Below are 17,545 nucleotides of genomic sequence, written 5' to 3'. Positions count from 1 at the left end.
CGATTATTTTTCCCCGCTAGCAACCCAATTCGCTTTGATCATGCCTACGCTGCTAAACAACCCCGCTGAGAGCCAGGCTCCACCGACCCGACCAACCGGCGTGGTGGAACTCAAAGTCACCCAAGCCGGCCACGTGATCCAGCAAACCGCCTTGCCGGTCGGGAAATGCACGATTGGTTCAAGCCCAAGTTGCCAAATCCGGGTCACCACCGGCCAACTCAAGCCGTTGCAGTGCTTGATCATTCGCAACGACGATCAATTTACGGTCACACGCTGGGGAACCGGCGTTCTGCTCAATGGGGCTGAATTTACCACCGCTTCGATTCGAACAGGCGACTGCCTGACCATCGGAGATGTGCAGCTCGAATTAGTTACCCAAGCAGAAGCAGACACCGAAGCAGAAACGCATCCATGCCCCGTGGCTTTGCTCGATCGCATGGAAGCACAAGTTGCCGCGGAAGTCAGCCCACCGGTTCAGGCCGTCACGCTAACTCCACAAGTCACTGCAAAAGTCGATACCGTGGCTCTGCAGGCAGAGCCACAGCCCAACAACGCCGCAGAAATTGCCAGACTGCAGTCGGCCACACAGCAATCACGTCAACGCTCGCGCCAACTCATCGGCACACTACGCGAATTACGCGACGAAACCCGGGGCCTCGATCAGCATGTTCGCGTGCTGTCTGAGCAATTGCAAGCCGCGCAAAAGTTGCAAGAACATCTCACCGAGGAACTGCATCAATCCCACGCAGACTCCGCTCAGCGCGAATCGCAATTTGGCGAAGAACTCGACCGCACGATCGCGGAACTGTCGGCCTCCTACGAACGGGCCAACATCGCCGAGCAGGGTTTGCATTCCGCGCAAGAGAGCTTCCAACTGCTGCAATCGCAATTTGAATCGCTGACCACGGATTGCAAACAGCTTCGTGAAGCGCAAGAGGCTAACGCCATCCAATCCGATCAATTCAAGCAACTGCTTGATGAGCGCGATACAGAAATTGCCCAGCTTCGCGAAGAACTGGCCCACGTTCAACAGGCTTTGGCTGCCACGCAACAGGAATTGCAATCACATAATCACGAGTTGCAACAGCAGATTGCCGAAGTAACCGCCGAGCGCGAACGTCAAGTCGCTGAATTTCATCATGAATTCGAGCAAGCCCACGCCGCGGCGCTGGCCGAATTGGAGAAGCAAGCGCAATCACACCAAAGCCAGCTCGACTCGGCCGCGGTCGAACACGAGCGGCAAATCGCCGAGTTGCATCACCAACTTCATCAAACCGAAGAAGTGGCCCGCGATGCAATCGCCCGGCTTGAAGCGCCGAACCCTCTGGTGGCGGAACTCGAATCTGAGTTGTCGACGTTGCGCGAAGAAAGGCAAAATTTTGCCACGGAAAATCATCGGCTTTCCGAACAATTAAGCGAGGCCCAGAAGCGAGTTGAGTTGTTGGAGATCGACGTTCGCAGTATCACTGGCGAATGGCAACAGGCTCAAAGCAACGCGACCCGCTTGGTAGAAGCCCGCACCGCCGCTGAAGCTCATGTGGCGGATTTGACAGCCAAGATGGCTGATCTGGAATGTGCCGCAGCGGTCGAATGGTCAGCCGAGTGCGATCAGATTTCGGCCCGACTCGCGGAAGCTCGCGAGCATCTCGCAGCTCAGGAACAAGCTCTCACCGAAACGACCGCCGAGCGCGATCAATTCGCGGTGCAGTTGTCGGCGGTGCATCTGGAGTTGGACAAACGCCAGCAAGAACTCGCCGACGCCCACCGGCAACTCACCGATCTACAAGCCCAGTTTACCCGTTCTGAGAAAGAGCGGACCCAGCTCGCTGCGGAATTGACTGTCCGTGACGAACAGTCAGCCGAACTGACCCACAAGAATCAGACGGCCGAGCAGCAAGCGGCGCGTGAATTGGAAAGCCGCGAGGCGCGGATCAAGGATCTGGTCAAGGAAATCGAGCAAGTCCGTGTACAAGCCGCTGAAAACTTGCGTGAACGCGACGAACGGCTCGCTCAACTCACTTCGGAATTGACAGAAGCCCAAAGCAAAACAACAACGACAAGCCTCGAGCATGATGCTCAGATTGCTGAGCTAACGAGCGAGTTAACTCAAATCCAAGAAAAAGCACTCGCTGAGATTGATGCCCAGCAAGCGCGAATCAATGAGATCGCCGCTCAGCTCAGCACGGCTCAACATGATTGCCAAGTTCGCGATGCAGAAATCTTGGAACTCCGCAGTGCTCATGATCAAGCAGCCAGCGAACTCGCGAATCGCGATTCCCAATACGCTCGACTTACTGAAGAACTGGCCCAGTTTCAGCAACAAGTTGTTCAGGGCAGCAATAGCTCGATTGATGTGCAGGCGGCTGAATTGTTGGCCAAGCTGAAAGAGGCCGAGGAAAAATTCTCGGCCACGTTGAACGAACGTGAATTGCACATCGCCGAATTGGCGCGAGAGCTCAAACAAACGCAAGATCAACTCACCGACTGTGCCGCCCAAGGGGAACGCCTGCACGAGTTGTATCAGCAAGCGCAGATCGATTTGGCGGCATTGCAGGGGAGCGTTGCTGCGGTCGCTCCCGCGGAATCGCGTATCGCTGAAACAAGCGACTTGCCACCTGACCCATTCTTGCCGAGCGAAGATCCCCGTGACGATGACGAACCACGGATCGTGCGTGCCTTGGCGAGTGTGGCCAGTGAGCCAGCGCTCGAAGCAACCGCCGAAGCTAAGCCGACGGTGGAAAGCACTTCATTTATCGACCGTTACAGCCATCTGTTCGATGAAGAAACCGATGGCACCGCGACTTTACCCATACCCCAACCCGCGCCGGTTGCCACAACCACTTCCGAAGATCTTTCCCATCTCGACATGCACGACGATTCGGCTCTTGAAGCCTATATGGCCAACATGATGCGGCGCGTGCGGGGTGAAACGTCTTCGGAATCCGTTACTCCACCGCTCGCCAAAACCTCGGACAACGAAAGCCGTGCTGCCTTTAGCAATCCGGTCACGCGGATGGCGATGCTCACTCAGCGTGTTTCCTCGTCACAGTGCATGCAAGCCGAGCCGACCGCTGAAGATACTTTGATCGACATGGAAACGCTGAAGGAAACCTCGCAGAAACCGCCACTGCCCACGAGCCTTTCCGCAATGCGTGAACTGGCCAACAATTCGGCACGGCAGGCCATCGCCAAGCACCGCAAACGCCGCCACATGGAAGGGGCACTGGGCAAACTTTTGGTAAGCGTGATCGCCGGCTTCACCGCCGCCTATATGCTGTTCACCGCCGATAGTTTCACGAGCCCCTATTTCCTAGCGGGCTGCGCCGTGGCGGTGGTCAGCGCCCTGTGGGGGTTCAAGTTGCTGGGTGTCTTTTTGGAGATGGTCCGCGATGGAATCAACAACGAGTTCACTCCGGCTGAACTGCAAAGCCTCGACGATGCGTTGCCAATCGACGGCACGTCCGATCACGCCGCGTCGGCAGCGCACTAAGCGAAAATCCGCAAAGCTCCCTGCACCATCTCGACTGTGAAGGGTGCCTGCCCCACGGATTCGCCATCAAGATTTAAAGGCCGCTGGTCATCATGATCGACGGCAAAGCGGCGAACCTGATGGCACTCGACGAATGGCAAATTCACGTGCGAGCCATCGAACACCTTGCGAAAGAGTTGCAAAAGCTCTCGCCGCGATGCCTGACGCACGACAACCACGTCGATCTTGCCGTCGTCGATTGAAGCCTGTGGCGCGAGCAACATGCCGTTGCCGGTATACTTGGTGATGCAGCCCACGACGAGTAGGAATTCGTCGTCGATCACCTCGTCGTCTATAATCAGCCGGGCCGGGCGCGGCTTGGGGTTCAACAGAAATCTCATCGTCGCGACGGCGTAGCGCATGGGCCCCAGAAAACGCATCTTCTCCGCCAAACAATTGATGTCGACCACCGCAGCCCAACCAACGATGTTGATGCAGTAGATGACATCGCCACCTGCCGTTACTCGTGCTACGTCGAGCGCGGATGTTTGACCCGCCAAGATTCGACGAACTGATACGGGCACATCATGGCCCCCTTGATGCAGGTGCAGTGTGTTGCCGCTGCCAGCGGGAATCAGCCCCAACGGCAAATCGATCTTCTCGCCACGGCTGAGCAACCCATTGACCACCTCATGCACTGTGCCGTCGCCGCCGATGATGCAGCAACCATCATACAGTTTGAGATCCACCGCGCTGGCGATCTCCAGGGCGTGCTGTGGCCGCTCGCACAGGCGGACGTCGAGGTCAGCACCCGCGGCGTGAAACAAAGGCTTCGCCTGCTCTAACACTTCCCGTCCCCGCCGATGGCCACTCGCGGGATTGACGATCACAAGGAAGTGCTGGGAGGGCATTCCTTAAAATCCTCGGTCGGCGCGGACGTCGGCGAAGTCGCGCAGGTGGTAATCGATCCCTACGTAATCGAGAATCTTCGTGACGGCTTTAAGCGCCACGGCCAAACCGTCGGGCCCGCTAAAACCGCCGAATTGGCCGCCCCCTTTGAGATGCGGTTCGAGATCGAGAAACACTCCAGGTATCCCGCGGCGCGTCAGGCGCTTTTCAAGCGCGGGAATCTCCGCGGCAAAATCCTTGAAGATTTGATCGTGGCCGGTGTCTCCCATGTCGGCAGGAACAAAATTCTTGAGAGTGTCTTCCTCGACGTGCGCTTGCCGCTGCTTAGGATGGGGATCGTGATAATCCTTGATGTGCATCCAACCGATGCTTGGCTTCATCGCCTGATATTGCTCGAAGGTTTCTGCCGTGTTGAAACCTTGGCACACGATGTTGCCGCCGTCGAAGATCGTCACCACGGCCGGATGATTGATCCGCCGGTGCAACTCGGCCATCAATTGGCCCGTCTGGCCCACGAGGTTGGCTTCGATCTCTAACCCGAATGTGAGATCGCTGCGATGACACATCTCGGCGATTTCGGCAATTTGCTCGGCTGCCTGAGGCAAGTGCTCCCAGGGATCGCTTCCCTTGGGATGATAAAACGAAAAGCCACGGATAAGCTTTGTCTCGAAGGCATGGGCCATCTCGCACGCCTTCGCGACTTCGGTTTCCAAATACTTCTTGAACGGCACGAACCGATTCTCCGTGCCGTCTTCCATGTCGAGTAATTTCACCTTACCGATCGGCGAGCCAATCGACGCGACATTGAGTCCGAACTCACCTTCCAAATGGCGGAGCTTGGTGACCTCGCTCTTGGTGAGCTTCATCACGTTCTTAACGCCGCTGCCAATGTCGATGAAACGCAGGCTGTAAAATTCCAAGCCAAGCGCGGCCAGCGTAGCGTATTGTTCATACGCCGTCTTGTGGATGGCTCCTTCGTCGCCAAAGGCCGAAAGGATCACACGCGGTGCTTGGGTCATAAAATCGCTCTGAGGTAAAAATGAAAAGCAACGCCCAGGGATTTCAATCCCTGGGCGTTGCGGATTGTTACATTACCGACTCGTGTTCGACGGTGACGGTTTCGGTGATTCCGCCCCGCGCACTGAATGCCGCCACAACCTTCAACCAACGGGGCGACAGCACGGCCTCCAAATCTTCGAGAATCACATTCGTGACGTTCTCGTAAAAGATCCCCTCGTTGCGGAAGCTCTGCATATAGAGCTTCAAGCTCTTGAGCTCGATGCAATGGCGGTTGGGAATATAGTTGATCGTGACCGTGCCGAAATCGGGCTGGCCCGTTTTGGGACAAACCGACGTGAACTCGGGGCACACAATTTCGATCGTATAGTCACGCTGCGGAAACTTGTTGTCAAATGCTTCCAATTTGCTACGGAAGTCGCTCATCTCGTTCTCCTTTTGAGCCGTTCTGCCTTTCGAGGGACCTTCGATTGTGCCATGATAGACGGGGGGCGCACAGTAGCGCCCGTTTTTTCGCCATCGTTCACACGTTCTATGTCAGAATCACAGAAAAAGGCCGTCATCTTGCTCTCGGGCGGGCTCGACTCGGCCACCGTTGCTGCAATCGCCAAGGCCGAGGGCTTTACGCTTCACGCCTTGAGTGTCGACTACGGCCAGCGCCATCGGTTTGAATTGGAATCCGCCCGTCGTGTCGCCACGGCCATGGGTGTCGCTGAACACAAGTTGGTGAAAATCGATTTGGCCGCGCTGGGTGGCAGCGCGCTCACCGCCGATATCGCCGTGCCGCAGGGCCGGAACTTGGACGAGATCTCCACCGGCATCCCGGTGACTTACGTCCCCGCGCGGAATACCGTGATGCTCTCGCTGGCTTTGGGTTACGCGGAAGTTTTGGGGGTCGCGGATATCTTTGTCGGCGTGAATGCGGTTGATTACAGTGGCTACCCCGACTGTCGCCCCGAGTTCATTGCCGCGTTTGAGAAGGTTGCGAACCTCGCCACCAAGGCGGGGGTCGAAGGAACAGCCCGCTTCCGCGTGCACACGCCCTTGATTCAATTGACCAAGGCCCAAATTATTCAGCGCGGCACAGAGTTGGGCGTCGACTATGGACTCACCCACACCTGTTATGCACCCAACGAAGCAGGCATCTCTTGTGGCATTTGCGATGCTTGCCACTTGCGAAAAAAGGGCTTCGCTGACGCTGGATTGGTTGATCCGATTGACTATCAAAGCTAGGCGAGCCGTAAGCGTGAGCGCCCGGAGTCTCCGGGCGCTCACGCTTACGGCTCGCATATGAATTAACAACATGAAAATCGCGGAAATCTACAAATCGGTGCAAGGCGAAGGGCTGCTCACGGGCACGCCCAGCGTGTTTGTCCGCGCGAGTGGCTGCAATTTGCGTTGCTGGTTCTGTGATACGCCGTTCGCCTCATGGCAACCCGAGGGGATCGACTATGCAGTGGACGAAATCGTTGCCGAGGTCGAGGAATGGGACTGTCGCCACGTGGTGCTCACCGGCGGCGAACCGATGTTGTTCTCAGAATTGATACCTCTGTGCGAAACCCTACGAGCCCAAGGTCGGCACATCACCATCGAAACGGCCGGCACGCTGTTACTGCCGGTGCAATGCGATCTGATGTCGATCAGCCCCAAGCTGACCGGCAGCGGTCCCGATGCCAAGCAGCATCCCCATTGGAGCCGCCGCCACGAACGTCAGCGTTTCCAACCGGACGTGATTCGCGAGCTGACCAGCTCTTACGACTATCAAATGAAATTTGTTATCGATAACAAAGCGGACATGGTGGAAGTCGAACAATTTCTACTGCACTTCCCTGAAATCCGCACCGACCGCGTACTCTTGATGCCCCAAGGAACGACGCAGGAAGAACTGGCCCAACGCACGGCGTGGCTGGAACCACTCTGCCAGGAACGCGGCTGGACGTTTTGTCCTCGCAAGCAGATCGAATGGTTCGGCCCAGTCCGCGGAACTTAAGTGTGCGGAACTTAGCATTCACTCACGGCAAGTAAGTCGCGAAACATCGCGGTGTCTCCCACAGCTTCACTTCGACAATCGGGAAGCCGTGCGATTGCGATTCCACGAAAATTAGCTTGGCAATGTTCTCGGCCGTGGGATTCTCGTCGAGCAGATACATAGGCTCGCCCATTTTTTCGAGAATCGGTACGACCGGGTCTTCACGGCACAAAATCATGCGATGATCGAGATTGTCGTCGATCCAGGTGCTGACGGTTTTCTTAATGTCGCTGAAATCGAGCACCATCCCCCGCGAATCAAGCTTTTCGCCCTCGATTGTGATCACCGCCCGGCCATTGTGCCCATGCAGATAGCGGCATTTGCCATCGTAGTTGAGCAGACGGTGGCCGTAGCAAAAATCAATCTCGCGGGTAACTCGGAACATGGGCGGGCCTCAGCGGTGCGTGATGGAGCACTTTAGGTTATCAAAAACCGGCAGTCCGTGTTAGCCGGCATCGTCCCGATGCCGTGTGGGACAAAGGAACGGCATCGGGACGATGCCGGCTAACGATCTTGCCATTCTTCCGCAACTCGCCGATATTGGGCCGATTCCGATCGCAGATTATGGGGCACCATCATGACCAATTTCGCACAACGCCGCAGCAAGCTTCGGAGTCTCCTTCGCAAGGAAGGGACCGACGCGCTGCTGGTGACCAACTTCACAAACGTCACTTATCTCACCGGTTTCACGGGCGACGATAGTTATCTGTTGGTCACGACGAAAAACGACGTCGTGATCAGCGACGAGCGTTACACCACGCAGCTCGAAGAAGAGTGCCCAGGCCTGGAACTTGAGATTCGCGGTCCCGGCAAGCAGATGCTGCCGACGGTCGCCGAGGTGCTCAAGAAGGCTAAACTTAAAAAGCTTTCCGTCGAGGCGAGTTCCATGACTTTGGGCCTCCACGCGGGTCTGGAAAAAGCGTCTCCGGATTGTGAGCTCGTGCCGAGCACCGGCTGGATCGAAGAACTTCGGATGATCAAGGACCGCGACGAGGTGGCCCGTACCAAGAATGCCTGCGAACAGGCCCGGCGGGCGTTCGAGGTCGTCACGGCGGGTCTGACCACCGACATGACCGAATCCCAGGTCGCTGCGGACCTGGAATACCAGGCTCGCCGCTTCGGGGCCAAAGGGCTGAGCTTTGAGGCGATCGTCGCCACGGGGGCCCGTGCGGCGCTCCCCCACGCCCGTCCCACGCAGCAGAAATTGGGGGCCGCCGACTTCACTCTCATCGACTGGGGGGTGAACGAAGGGCTCTACATGAGCGACTTGACTCGCATAGTTGTGACCGGTAAAATTTCGCCCAAACTCCGTAAGATATATGGAGTTGTGTTAAAGGCGCAGTTGGCTGGAATCGCTGCGATTCGGCCGGGTGTCACCTGCGAAGCCGTCGACCAAGCCGCACGTGGTGTGATCGCCAAGGCGGGCTTCGGCAAACAGTTTGGTCACGGACTCGGACATGGAACGGGGCTGGAGATCCATGAAGCGCCCCGATTGGCCCAAAACCAATCGACGGTGTTGGCACCGGGAATGATCGTGACCGTCGAGCCAGGCATCTATTTTCCAGGTTGGGGCGGGGTGCGGATCGAAGACGACGTGCTCGTCACCCGCGACGGTCATGAGGTGTTGACCTCGGTGCCCAAAGAAATCGACGAATGCGTAGTTGGCTAGAGCGGCATGAAGGCATGCTCCCCAATTGGCAGCAGAAGCTTAGCAACACAACATGGCATTGATGGGAGGGGGCGAATGATCGCGTGCCTCCCCAACAGAACTGTGGGAGATGCGAGATGAAAGACGGAGGATCCGCCCCAAACGACGTGTTCGATGTGCGCAAAGTTCGACGCCTCGTCGAATTGATGAAAGAGCATGAACTGGCCGAGGTCGACCTCAAGCAGGGGGATCAACGCATCCGCCTTCGCCGTGGGCATGAGCCCGTCGTGCAAATGGGGGCTCCAGCCGCCGCACTAGCGCCTGCTGCTCCCGTGGCTACTCCATCGGCCCCCAGTGCGGCCCCAGTCGCTGCTCCTGTCGATGAGGCCAACGTCACCTACGTCACCAGCCCGATGGTCGGCACGTTCTACATGGCCGCCAGCCCCGAGGCACCAGCGTTTGTCAACGTTGGCGATTCGGTAGGCCCCAACACGGTGGTCTGCATCCTCGAGGCAATGAAGGTCTTCAACGAAATCCCCGCCGAGTGCTCAGGCAAAATTCTGGCACGCCTTGCTGAAAACGGCGATGCCATCGAATACGGTCAGAAGCTGTTCAAAATCCAAAAGTCCTGATCCCGCCCATCCGCATTCACGCTCCTTAAGCGACTCCAGCCATGTATCAAAGAATTCTCGTTGCCAATCGCGGAGAGATTGCCCTGCGAGTGATCCGGGCGTGTCGCGAGCTCGGAATCGAAACCGTCGCCATTTACAGCGAAGGGGATCGTGGAGCCCGCTATCTGGAACTCGCCGACGAGGCCTATTGCGTGGGCCCGGCTAAGGCTGCCGATAGCTATCTCCGCATTGCGAACGTCATCAGCGCCGCTGAAGTGGGGAACGTTCAAGCGATTCATCCGGGTTATGGCTTTCTCTCGGAAAACGCCCACTTCAACGAAATCTGCCGCAGCTGCAACATCGATTTCATCGGCCCCAGCCCCGAAGCCATGGCCCAACTCGGCGACAAAAACTCCGCGCGGATGATGGCGATGAAAGCCTCGGTGCCAGTGGTTCCGGGCAGCGACGGCATCATCGAAAACGTCGATGACGCTTTGCGTTTCGCTCACGAGGTTGGCTTTCCCGTGTTGATCAAAGCCGTGGCCGGTGGTGGGGGGCGTGGCATGCGGGTGGCTCAGAACGATTTGTCGCTCCAAACCGCGTTCCAGCAGGCTCGCACCGAAGCCGAAGCGGCCTTTGGCAACGGCGATGTTTATCTCGAAAAATACATCGAGCAACCCCACCACGTCGAAGTCCAAGTGCTTGCCGATCATCACGGCAATGTGCTGCATCTGTGGGAGCGCGATTGCTCGGTGCAGCGGCGGCATCAGAAGCTGATTGAAGAAAGCCCCAGCCTGAGCATCACCTCAGAAACCCGCGAAGCGATGTGCAACGCCGCTCGCCGGTTGATTCGGGAAGCCAACTACACCAACGCCGCCACGGTGGAATTCATCGTCGATAAGGACGGCAATTACTATTTCATCGAAGTGAATGCCCGCATTCAGGTCGAGCATCCCGTGACCGAGATGATCACCGGCATCGATCTGATTAAGCAGCAGATTCTGATTGCCTCGGGCGAGCCTCTCTCGATGAAACAGGAAGATATCCCCCAACGCGGGGCCGCCATTGAATGCCGTATCAATGCCGAAGATCCCAAGGCCAATTTCCGCCCCTCGCCCGGCAAAATCGAACAGCTGATTGTACCCGGCGGCTTCGGCGTGCGGTTCGATTCCCACGTATACAGCGGCTACGTTGTACCACCCTATTACGATTCGATGATCGGCAAGCTCATCGTCCACCAGCCCACCCGGGCCGAAGCGATCCGCACGATGCTGCGAGCCCTGGCGGAATTGCGTGTCGATGGCATCAAAACGACGGCCGGATTGCATCAGGAAATTCTGAGCCACAGCGCGTTTGCCGAAGGCCGCATCGATACCACGTTCATCGAACGCGAATTCACGTTCGCTTAACGTAAACCGCAACCCCGCCCCCATCCATTCACGCGAATCCTCGCGGCAGTTAGAATAAACGCTCAAAAAAATCGAACCAGGCAAAGTTTCTTGAATCAGATTGGATTGAATCCCATGGCTGAGAACACTCTCTCGCGTCCTCCCAAAATGCTCCACAATTTCCGCCGGGCTGCGATTCTCTTCGCCGGTGGACCCGCCCCCGCGGCCAATGCCGTGATCTCCGCTGCGGCGACCGCCTTCTTGCGCAACGAAATCGAAGTCGTCGGCATCAAGCACGGCTATTCGTCGTTGGTGAACTACACGCCGTCCAATCCATTGGTCGAAGGCCGCGATTACGTGATGGTCAATCACAAGATGCTGGGCCGCACGCGCAACTCGCAAGGAATTATGATCGGCACGGCCCGCACCAACCCTGGCAAGATGGTGTCGCATCCTTCGCATCTGACCGACCCCGAAAAGAGCGCCCCGCTCAAGACCACCTATGAAGCGTTGCGCTCGATAGGCGTCGACTTGCTGGTTTCCATCGGTGGCGACGACACGCTCAAGACAGCCAACAAATTCAAGTTGTTCCAAGAACGTTTGCCGCTCGATGCCCACCGCATTCCCGTGGTGCATCTCCCCAAGACGATCGACAATGACTACCGCGGCATCGACTTTACATTCGGCTATTTCACGGCCGTTGATTTTCTCGCCGGTGAAGTTCGCAATTTGCTTGCCGACGCGGAAGCGAATCGCAGCTACTTCTTGTGCGAATCGATGGGACGCAGCGCGGGGTGGTTGGCCTACGGCGTTGCGATTGCCGGTGAAGCGAGCCTCGTGATCAGCGTCGAAGACATCGATGGCAAGTATCGCGCGACCGAGGAAACGACCGATCCCAAAACCGGTGAAAAAAAGGCTCGTGCCGTGATGAACATGGAGGAAGTCATTCCTCGGATCGTCGCCACGATGACCGCTCGCGAAAAGGAAGGCAAAGAATACGGCGTGATCGTCATCGCCGAAGGCTTGGCCGAACTGCTTCCCAGCAAGTATCTCGAAGGGATCGGCCGCGACGACCACGGCCACATCAACATTTCTGCGATCAACCTGCACGACATTTTCTCCGATCTGGTGAGCAAGGAATACACTCGCCAAACCGGCAAGAAACGCAAGATCAACCCGATGCAGCTGGGCTACGAAGCCCGCTGTGCCAAGCCCCATGCCTTTGATGTGATGCTCGGCAGCCAGCTCGGCGTGGGGGCTTACCGGGCCCTCATCGAAAAGCGGCTCAACGGCGTGATGGTTTCCGTTTCCGGCCAGTTGCAGCTCGAATACGTGCCGTTCGACGAATTGGTCGATCCCGAAACCCTGGTCACGGTTGTACGCTATATTGAACGCGACAGCGACTTCCAACGACTCACCCGCTTCCTTGAAACCTACGTTGATGACGGGCAAGTCGCTCGTTAATCGCCTCACGAATTGGAAACCTCATGAGCTTCCCCGCTCCGTTTTATAAGTGGCGTCCCCATCCTTGGCATGGATTGGATCCTGGCCCTGATGTGCCGCGTGTGGTGGAAGCCTACATCGAGCTGACTCCATTCGACCGGGTGAAGTACGAATTGGACAAGAAGACCGGCTATTTGCGCGTCGATCGCCCCAACCGCACGTCGTCGTTTTGCCCAACGCTCTACGGGTTCATCCCCAAAACGTTTTGTGGCGACCGCGTGCAGTCGATGATGCCCGAATGCGTTTCGGGCGATGGCGATCCGCTCGATATCTGCGTCATCAGCGAGCGGCCGATTAACGTCGGCGAAGTGATCCTCAAGGCTCGTGTCGTGGGCGGCCTGCCCATGCTCGACAACCACGAGGCCGACGACAAAATCATCGCGGTCATGGCCAACGACGGCATGTGGGAACAAGTGCAGGACGTCAGCGATCTGCCCCACATTCTCGTGAATCGCCTGCGGCATTACTTCCGCACGTACAAGATGCTCACCCCCGACGATCCCCCCACGATGGTTGGCGAGCCCTACGGCGCGGACCATGCCCAGAAGGTGATCAGAGCCGCGCTCGCCGATTACATCGAACACTTCGGCGAATGATGGCTGCTATTAAACAATAGCCGCGATTCAACGAATCGCTGGGAACCCTGCGATCAAGTTTGATCGCGGCTATTCCAGCGTCCCTTTGGTGCTGGGCACGCCGGGCATCCGTGGATCGCTTTCCACCGCCATCCGCATCGCACGTGCCGTGGCCTTAAAGACTGCCTCGGCAATGTGATGGCTGTTACGGCCATAGTGCAGCAACACGTGGAGATTGCACAGTGCATTGGCCGACACCGATTGCCAAAAGTCTTCAAGCAATTCGCTGTCGAAATCGCCAATCTTCGCCGCCGGCACGGGGGCATTGTAGGCCAAGATATTCCGGCCGCAGAAATCGACCGCCACGGTCACCAGGGTTTCTTCCATCGGCAGCGTGAAATGCCCGTAGCGGCGAATCCCGGCTTTGTTGCCCAGTGCCTCGCGGAGGGCGAGCCCCAGGCAAATGCCGGTGTCTTCCACGGTGTGGTGTTGATCGACGTGGAGATCCCCCTCGGCACGCACCTGAAGGTCGAACGCCCCGTGCTTGGCAAATAGCTCAAGCATGTGGTCGAAGAAGCCCACGCCGGTCTTGATCTCGGACTTCCCCTCGCCGTCGAGGTTCAGTTCAAGCCAAATGTGCGTTTCGTTGGTTTTCCGCTCGATGCGGTGCGTGCGTGCCATATTCAGATTTCCGATGTTAGCCGGTATCGTCCCGATACCGTGCAAAATGTCCTACTCCATCCTATCACGGACCCTGGTAGCACACGACGGGTTCAGAAACGCCAGCGAACAAGGGAAGAAACAATAACCCGGCGCGGCCGTTACAACCGTTGCGGTCGTATTGTCAGGCACCGCGTCTTACGAAATTCGTGCAATTCGTTTGATTCGGGGTTTCTGCTCCGGGCCGACCAACGCTACGCGGCGGTGCCCGCGCATACGGCTCGCCATGAATGAGTTGCCTTACAACTTCCACTCCGGCGCTTTCGTTCGCACCAACTCTGTGAGCCGCAGCAGCGTTGCCACGTCGAGTTCTTCGGTCCGTGCATTTTCGCCGAGCTGCATCTCGCTCAAGATCTCATCGATCTGGGGCTTCGAGAGATGTTCCTTCATCGCGGCCACGATGTTCGCCCGCAGGTATTTCCGGCGGTGGATGAAAATTGTCTTCACGAACTGATGGAAGTATTTGAGGTCGGGAATCGCCGCGCGCTTCTCGAAATCGGTGACGATCTTCACGATCGCCGAATCGACTTTTGGCTGCGGCCAAAACACGCTGGGGGGCATGATTCGTACGATTTCGGTCGCGGCCTGGCTCTGCATCCACACGCTCAGCGCGCCATAGTCTTTGCTCCACGGCTGGGCCACGATGCGGTCGCCCAGCTCCTTTTGGATCGTCGCCACCATCATCACCGGCGTGTGTGGGCAGAGCAGCAGGTTCGACAGCACCGGCGTGGCGATGTTGTATGGCAAGTTCGCAACGAGCTTAAATTTTCGCCCCGGCGCTTCGGCCAGTTTTTCACCCACCGCGTCGATCACCCGTTGATCGAAGGCATTTTTGTTATGCAAGGCATCGAAGTTGAGCATCGTCACGTGACGGTATTCGAAAAGCTCCTCGCTAGCCAGTTCGTATAAATGGCTATCGATCTCGACCGTCACGACGCCCCCCGCGCGGCGGGCCATTTCGGTCGTGAGCGCGCCCGTCCCCGTGCCGACTTCCAAGACGACGTCATCTTTGGTGAGTTCGGCCGAGTCGATCAGCAGGCGATGCAGATTCAAATCGATGAGAAAATTTTGCCCATGCCGCGTGGCGGGGGTAATCCCCATTTCGCGAAAGCGTGAGATCAAAAAGGATTTTGTTTGTCTGTTCATAATGCCCATAAGCCGCGATTCAACGAATCGCCGGTAGAATTATTGTTCGCTTTGCCAAGCCAATTGGCGCTGCACATATTTGGCCAGCACGTCGGTTTCGATATTCACGCGGTCGCCAACTTGCCGAAAGCCGAGCGTCGTCATTTTGAGCGTGTGCGGAATCAGCGCCACGCTGAATCGCTCGTGTTCGACGTCGACCAACGTCAAACTCACGCCATCGACGGCGACCGATCCTTTGCTTGCCATTTGCCGGGTCAGTTCCGCCGGCACCCGAAACCAGAATTTCGACCACTCCGCGTCGTCGGTTCGTTCATCGACCGTGCCGACGCCATCGACGTGTCCCGCCACGAGATGACCGCCCAACTCATCGCCCATCTTCAGCGAAGTCTCGAGATTCACACGATCCCCCGCTTGAACTTTGCCGAGAGTTGTGCGGCTCAAGGTTTCTTCGCCCGCTTCAAAGGAGAACGATTCGCCCTCAATCGCCACGACCGTCAGACAGCACCCGTTGATCGCGATCGAATCTCCAATCGCTGAACGCTGGGCAATCTCGCCGTCGCTGATCGCCAGTCGCACGCCCGGCCCCACTGGGACGAGCGATTTCACTTCCGCCAAGCTTTGCACAAGACCCGTGAACATCGGCTACACGGCCCCACGCTGGGTCGGCTTCGTCATTTGTGGCTTCGTCTTCAACGACTGCCAACCGAATCGCAAGGCGGGCACCGTCACATAAACGAAACAGAGGATCGGCACGGCAAACCAACGCACGAGCAAGATCGCCATGATCGCAAACACCAGTCCAACGATGTGGGTGAAGCTCTTGCGCCCGCGCACGAGCTGAGTCACGATGTGAGGATAGGGGATACGCGATACCATCAACACCGCCACCGCCACCGCGAACGGCGGCAACAATCTTTGCAGCCACCAGTCGAACCCAGCGTAATTTTCAAAGTTGAATTCGTTCCGCAACGTGTACGAGAACACGGCGAGGCTGGCGATCACCGCCGCGGCGGCAGGCGAGGGCAATCCGGAAAAAGAGCCGTGGTCGTCTTTTTCATCGGTTTCCACGTTGAACCGAGCCAGCCGCAGTGCGGCGCAGCAGGCAAACAGCGCGGCAATCGTCCAGACGGCTTCTTTGTGCAAGTTGCTGAAATCAGGGCACATCTTAACGAGCAAAATCGCGGGGGCCACGCCAAACGAAACCGTATCGCTCAAGCTATCGAGTTGCCCGCCGAAATCGCTCGCCGTGCGTGTCATACGAGCGACCTGACCGTCGAACGTGTCAAACAGCATCGCTAGAAATATCAAAAGTCCCGCCAGCATCAAGTTGTGCGTGGGATCGGTGCTGTCGAGCAGCTGCCGTGCGGAATCAATCTTGGGTGCCGGCACGAAATCGATCAAATCCGGGCTGGCGATCCGACTGGCCACGACGATCGCAAAGAAACCGCACACGAGATTGCCCAACGTGAATAACGTCGGCAAAACGGCAATCGGGCGAATCGGTCGCATGGGCTATTTCAAATGCAGATAGGTAGAAACTTAATCGCGGTAACGGGCCAAGATCGTGCTGCCGGCTTTGATCTTATCGCCGACCACGACCGCCACCTCGACCGCATCGCGGGGAAGTATCAGCTCCGTCCGCGAACCAAGCTTAATCATACCAAATTTCTCGCCCCGCTGGACCTCCTGCCCGGGCTTCAGAATGCAGACGATTCGCCGGGCAATCAGGCCCGAAATCGCCCGCACGGCCAACCGCCGCTGAGGGTTGTCGAGCTCCTCAAGGCCAATCCACATAAATTCATTGCGGATCGCGCTCTCGGGGTTCATCGCGTTGAGAAACTCGCCCGGCTTGTAACACATATCGACCACGCGCGCCGCACGTGGCGAACGATTGACGTGGACGTTAAAGATCGAAAGAAAAATCCCGATCCTCACCGCGGGGCCATCAAGGAAATCGTAGTGCTCGACTTCCGTCACTTCGGCAATCGTGCCATCCGCGGGCGAGACAATATCGTTGATGCCTTGCGGAATAATGCGATGGGGATCGCGAAAGAAATAGACGATCAAACCGAAGACCACCGCGAGCGGCACCGCGAGCAGCCACCACCAATGCCCCCACCAAGCAAACAAGATCGTGGCCGCCAGCAGCGGCCAACCCATCAGTTGCAGTTCCGCCAAGCCCCACCGCGCGAACGGCAAGTACTCCCGCCACAAGAAGGGATCGTCCTCAGGTTTCCAATAAGCTGTACACAGATTGCAGCAATACTTGAGATCACGCGGATCGAGAATCTCGTGTGGCGCACCGCTCGCATCCCCAAGTTGGCGTGCGGCCATCTCGCGCACGTAGCCGGGGCGAAATGTCTTGAGATACCAACGCCGCCAGCGTCCCCAGGCGAGCTCAATCGCGTAGCATTTGCCGCCACCGGGCTGCACGCTGCGAATGTTGTCGGGAAGGGTGGGAAAATTCGATTCGGACATTGCCTTACTGTGATTCTTGGCCGTTAGTGAAACACTTTAGCGTACACGCCCA

Annotated in this window: 17 protein-coding genes; 8 read left to right on the top strand and 9 right to left on the bottom strand. The window is 57.4% G+C overall.

Annotation, left to right across the window (positions count from 1 at the left end):
- Positions 1 to 40: 40 nt before the first annotated feature.
- The gene (locus tag AC6T8Q_RS14150; RefSeq protein ID WP_500679694.1) at positions 41 to 3,490 is read left to right on the top strand and encodes an FHA domain-containing protein; all 3,450 of its coding nucleotides are present in this window, start codon (positions 41 to 43) and stop codon (positions 3,488 to 3,490) included.
- Here the strand turns inward: AC6T8Q_RS14150 and AC6T8Q_RS14145 are convergent.
- From AC6T8Q_RS14145 to queF, 3 genes are all read right to left on the bottom strand, one after another.
- Positions 3,487 to 4,380 (bottom strand): diacylglycerol/lipid kinase family protein, encoded by an 894-nt coding sequence (locus tag AC6T8Q_RS14145; RefSeq protein WP_500679693.1) that lies wholly within the window; start codon positions 4,378 to 4,380, stop codon positions 3,487 to 3,489. The genes AC6T8Q_RS14150 and AC6T8Q_RS14145 overlap by 4 nt on opposite strands.
- A 3-nt stretch (positions 4,381 to 4,383) precedes the next feature.
- A complete protein-coding gene (locus AC6T8Q_RS14140) occupies positions 4,384 to 5,397 on the bottom strand; it encodes a sugar phosphate isomerase/epimerase family protein (protein ID WP_500679692.1) in 1,014 nt (337 codons plus the stop codon).
- Between the two features lie 67 nt (positions 5,398 to 5,464).
- Positions 5,465 to 5,821 carry a preQ(1) synthase gene (gene queF, locus AC6T8Q_RS14135; RefSeq protein ID WP_496922574.1) on the bottom strand — a complete coding sequence of 119 codons (357 nt, stop codon included), beginning with the start codon at positions 5,819 to 5,821 and terminating at the stop codon, positions 5,465 to 5,467.
- Positions 5,822 to 5,872: 51 nt separating this feature from the next.
- Here queF and queC point away from each other — a divergent pair, with 51 nt between their 5' ends.
- Complete coding sequence (queC, locus tag AC6T8Q_RS14130; protein WP_500679691.1) at positions 5,873 to 6,628, top strand: 7-cyano-7-deazaguanine synthase QueC; 756 nt, start codon at positions 5,873 to 5,875, stop codon at positions 6,626 to 6,628.
- A gap of 70 nt (positions 6,629 to 6,698) precedes the next feature.
- Complete coding sequence (locus AC6T8Q_RS14125; RefSeq protein ID WP_500679690.1) at positions 6,699 to 7,385, top strand: 7-carboxy-7-deazaguanine synthase QueE; 687 nt, start codon at positions 6,699 to 6,701, stop codon at positions 7,383 to 7,385.
- Positions 7,386 to 7,407: 22 nt separating this feature from the next.
- On the opposite strand, the gene AC6T8Q_RS14120 is transcribed toward AC6T8Q_RS14125, so the two are convergent.
- Positions 7,408 to 7,809, bottom strand: a complete 402-nt coding sequence (locus tag AC6T8Q_RS14120) for a 6-pyruvoyl trahydropterin synthase family protein (RefSeq protein ID WP_500679689.1) — start codon at positions 7,807 to 7,809, stop codon at positions 7,408 to 7,410.
- A gap of 192 nt (positions 7,810 to 8,001) precedes the next feature.
- On the opposite strand from AC6T8Q_RS14120, the gene AC6T8Q_RS14115 reads away from it, so the two are divergent.
- The 5 genes from AC6T8Q_RS14115 to AC6T8Q_RS14095 all read left to right on the top strand — a co-directional run bounded on the left by AC6T8Q_RS14115 (position 8,002) and on the right by AC6T8Q_RS14095 (position 13,170).
- Positions 8,002 to 9,093, top strand: coding sequence for a M24 family metallopeptidase (locus AC6T8Q_RS14115; RefSeq protein ID WP_500679688.1), 1,092 nt, complete (start codon positions 8,002 to 8,004; stop codon positions 9,091 to 9,093).
- Between the two features lie 116 nt (positions 9,094 to 9,209).
- On the top strand, positions 9,210 to 9,704 hold the full coding sequence (gene accB / locus AC6T8Q_RS14110; protein ID WP_500679687.1) for an acetyl-CoA carboxylase biotin carboxyl carrier protein: 495 nt from the start codon (positions 9,210 to 9,212) through the stop codon (positions 9,702 to 9,704).
- Between the two features lie 41 nt (positions 9,705 to 9,745).
- On the top strand, positions 9,746 to 11,092 hold the full coding sequence (gene accC, locus AC6T8Q_RS14105) for an acetyl-CoA carboxylase biotin carboxylase subunit (RefSeq protein WP_500679686.1): 1,347 nt from the start codon (positions 9,746 to 9,748) through the stop codon (positions 11,090 to 11,092).
- 114 nt (positions 11,093 to 11,206) lie between these two features.
- Positions 11,207 to 12,535, top strand: coding sequence for a 6-phosphofructokinase (locus AC6T8Q_RS14100; RefSeq protein WP_500679685.1), 1,329 nt, complete (start codon positions 11,207 to 11,209; stop codon positions 12,533 to 12,535).
- A gap of 23 nt (positions 12,536 to 12,558) precedes the next feature.
- Positions 12,559 to 13,170 (top strand): inorganic pyrophosphatase, encoded by a 612-nt coding sequence (locus tag AC6T8Q_RS14095; RefSeq protein WP_496922566.1) that lies wholly within the window; start codon positions 12,559 to 12,561, stop codon positions 13,168 to 13,170.
- A 69-nt stretch (positions 13,171 to 13,239) separates the two neighbouring features.
- On the opposite strand, the gene hisB is transcribed toward AC6T8Q_RS14095, so the two are convergent.
- From hisB to AC6T8Q_RS14070, 5 genes are all read right to left on the bottom strand, one after another.
- Positions 13,240 to 13,830, bottom strand: a complete 591-nt coding sequence (gene hisB / locus AC6T8Q_RS14090; RefSeq protein WP_500679684.1) for an imidazoleglycerol-phosphate dehydratase HisB — start codon at positions 13,828 to 13,830, stop codon at positions 13,240 to 13,242.
- A gap of 279 nt (positions 13,831 to 14,109) precedes the next feature.
- Entirely contained in the window at positions 14,110 to 15,015 is a 906-nt protein-coding gene (gene rsmA, locus AC6T8Q_RS14085) for a 16S rRNA (adenine(1518)-N(6)/adenine(1519)-N(6))-dimethyltransferase RsmA (RefSeq protein ID WP_496922563.1), read from the bottom strand.
- Between the two features lie 39 nt (positions 15,016 to 15,054).
- Positions 15,055 to 15,654 carry a riboflavin synthase gene (locus AC6T8Q_RS14080; protein WP_500679683.1) on the bottom strand — a complete coding sequence of 200 codons (600 nt, stop codon included), beginning with the start codon at positions 15,652 to 15,654 and terminating at the stop codon, positions 15,055 to 15,057.
- 3 nt (positions 15,655 to 15,657) lie between these two features.
- Complete coding sequence (gene pssA / locus AC6T8Q_RS14075; RefSeq protein ID WP_500679682.1) at positions 15,658 to 16,524, bottom strand: CDP-diacylglycerol--serine O-phosphatidyltransferase; 867 nt, start codon at positions 16,522 to 16,524, stop codon at positions 15,658 to 15,660.
- A gap of 30 nt (positions 16,525 to 16,554) precedes the next feature.
- Positions 16,555 to 17,493, bottom strand: a complete 939-nt coding sequence (locus AC6T8Q_RS14070) for a phosphatidylserine decarboxylase family protein (RefSeq protein ID WP_500679681.1) — start codon at positions 17,491 to 17,493, stop codon at positions 16,555 to 16,557.
- Between the last annotated feature and the right edge of the window lie 52 nt (positions 17,494 to 17,545).

Origin of the sequence: Bythopirellula sp., assembly GCF_041737835.1 — a bacterium.
GTDB lineage: Bacteria > Planctomycetota > Planctomycetia > Pirellulales > Lacipirellulaceae > Bythopirellula.
This window is presented reverse-complemented; position numbering and strand designations above follow the sequence as displayed.

Coding starts and splice junctions, on each gene's coding strand:
- AC6T8Q_RS14095 (WP_496922566.1), top strand. CDS start 12,559: ATGAGCTTCCCCGCTCCGTTTTATAAGTGGCGTCCCCATCCTTGGCAT.
- AC6T8Q_RS14070 (WP_500679681.1), bottom strand. CDS start 17,493: ATGTCCGAATCGAATTTTCCCACCCTTCCCGACAACATTCGCAGCGTG.
- accB (WP_500679687.1), top strand. CDS start 9,210: ATGAAAGACGGAGGATCCGCCCCAAACGACGTGTTCGATGTGCGCAAA.
- rsmA (WP_496922563.1), bottom strand. CDS start 15,015: ATGAACAGACAAACAAAATCCTTTTTGATCTCACGCTTTCGCGAAATG.
- queF (WP_496922574.1), bottom strand. CDS start 5,821: ATGAGCGACTTCCGTAGCAAATTGGAAGCATTTGACAACAAGTTTCCG.
- AC6T8Q_RS14140 (WP_500679692.1), bottom strand. CDS start 5,397: ATGACCCAAGCACCGCGTGTGATCCTTTCGGCCTTTGGCGACGAAGGA.
- hisB (WP_500679684.1), bottom strand. CDS start 13,830: ATGGCACGCACGCACCGCATCGAGCGGAAAACCAACGAAACGCACATT.
- AC6T8Q_RS14080 (WP_500679683.1), bottom strand. CDS start 15,654: ATGTTCACGGGTCTTGTGCAAAGCTTGGCGGAAGTGAAATCGCTCGTC.
- AC6T8Q_RS14145 (WP_500679693.1), bottom strand. CDS start 4,380: ATGCCCTCCCAGCACTTCCTTGTGATCGTCAATCCCGCGAGTGGCCAT.
- pssA (WP_500679682.1), bottom strand. CDS start 16,524: ATGCGACCGATTCGCCCGATTGCCGTTTTGCCGACGTTATTCACGTTG.
- AC6T8Q_RS14150 (WP_500679694.1), top strand. CDS start 41: ATGCCTACGCTGCTAAACAACCCCGCTGAGAGCCAGGCTCCACCGACC.
- AC6T8Q_RS14115 (WP_500679688.1), top strand. CDS start 8,002: ATGACCAATTTCGCACAACGCCGCAGCAAGCTTCGGAGTCTCCTTCGC.
- AC6T8Q_RS14100 (WP_500679685.1), top strand. CDS start 11,207: ATGGCTGAGAACACTCTCTCGCGTCCTCCCAAAATGCTCCACAATTTC.
- accC (WP_500679686.1), top strand. CDS start 9,746: ATGTATCAAAGAATTCTCGTTGCCAATCGCGGAGAGATTGCCCTGCGA.
- AC6T8Q_RS14125 (WP_500679690.1), top strand. CDS start 6,699: ATGAAAATCGCGGAAATCTACAAATCGGTGCAAGGCGAAGGGCTGCTC.
- AC6T8Q_RS14120 (WP_500679689.1), bottom strand. CDS start 7,809: ATGTTCCGAGTTACCCGCGAGATTGATTTTTGCTACGGCCACCGTCTG.
- queC (WP_500679691.1), top strand. CDS start 5,873: ATGATAGACGGGGGGCGCACAGTAGCGCCCGTTTTTTCGCCATCGTTC.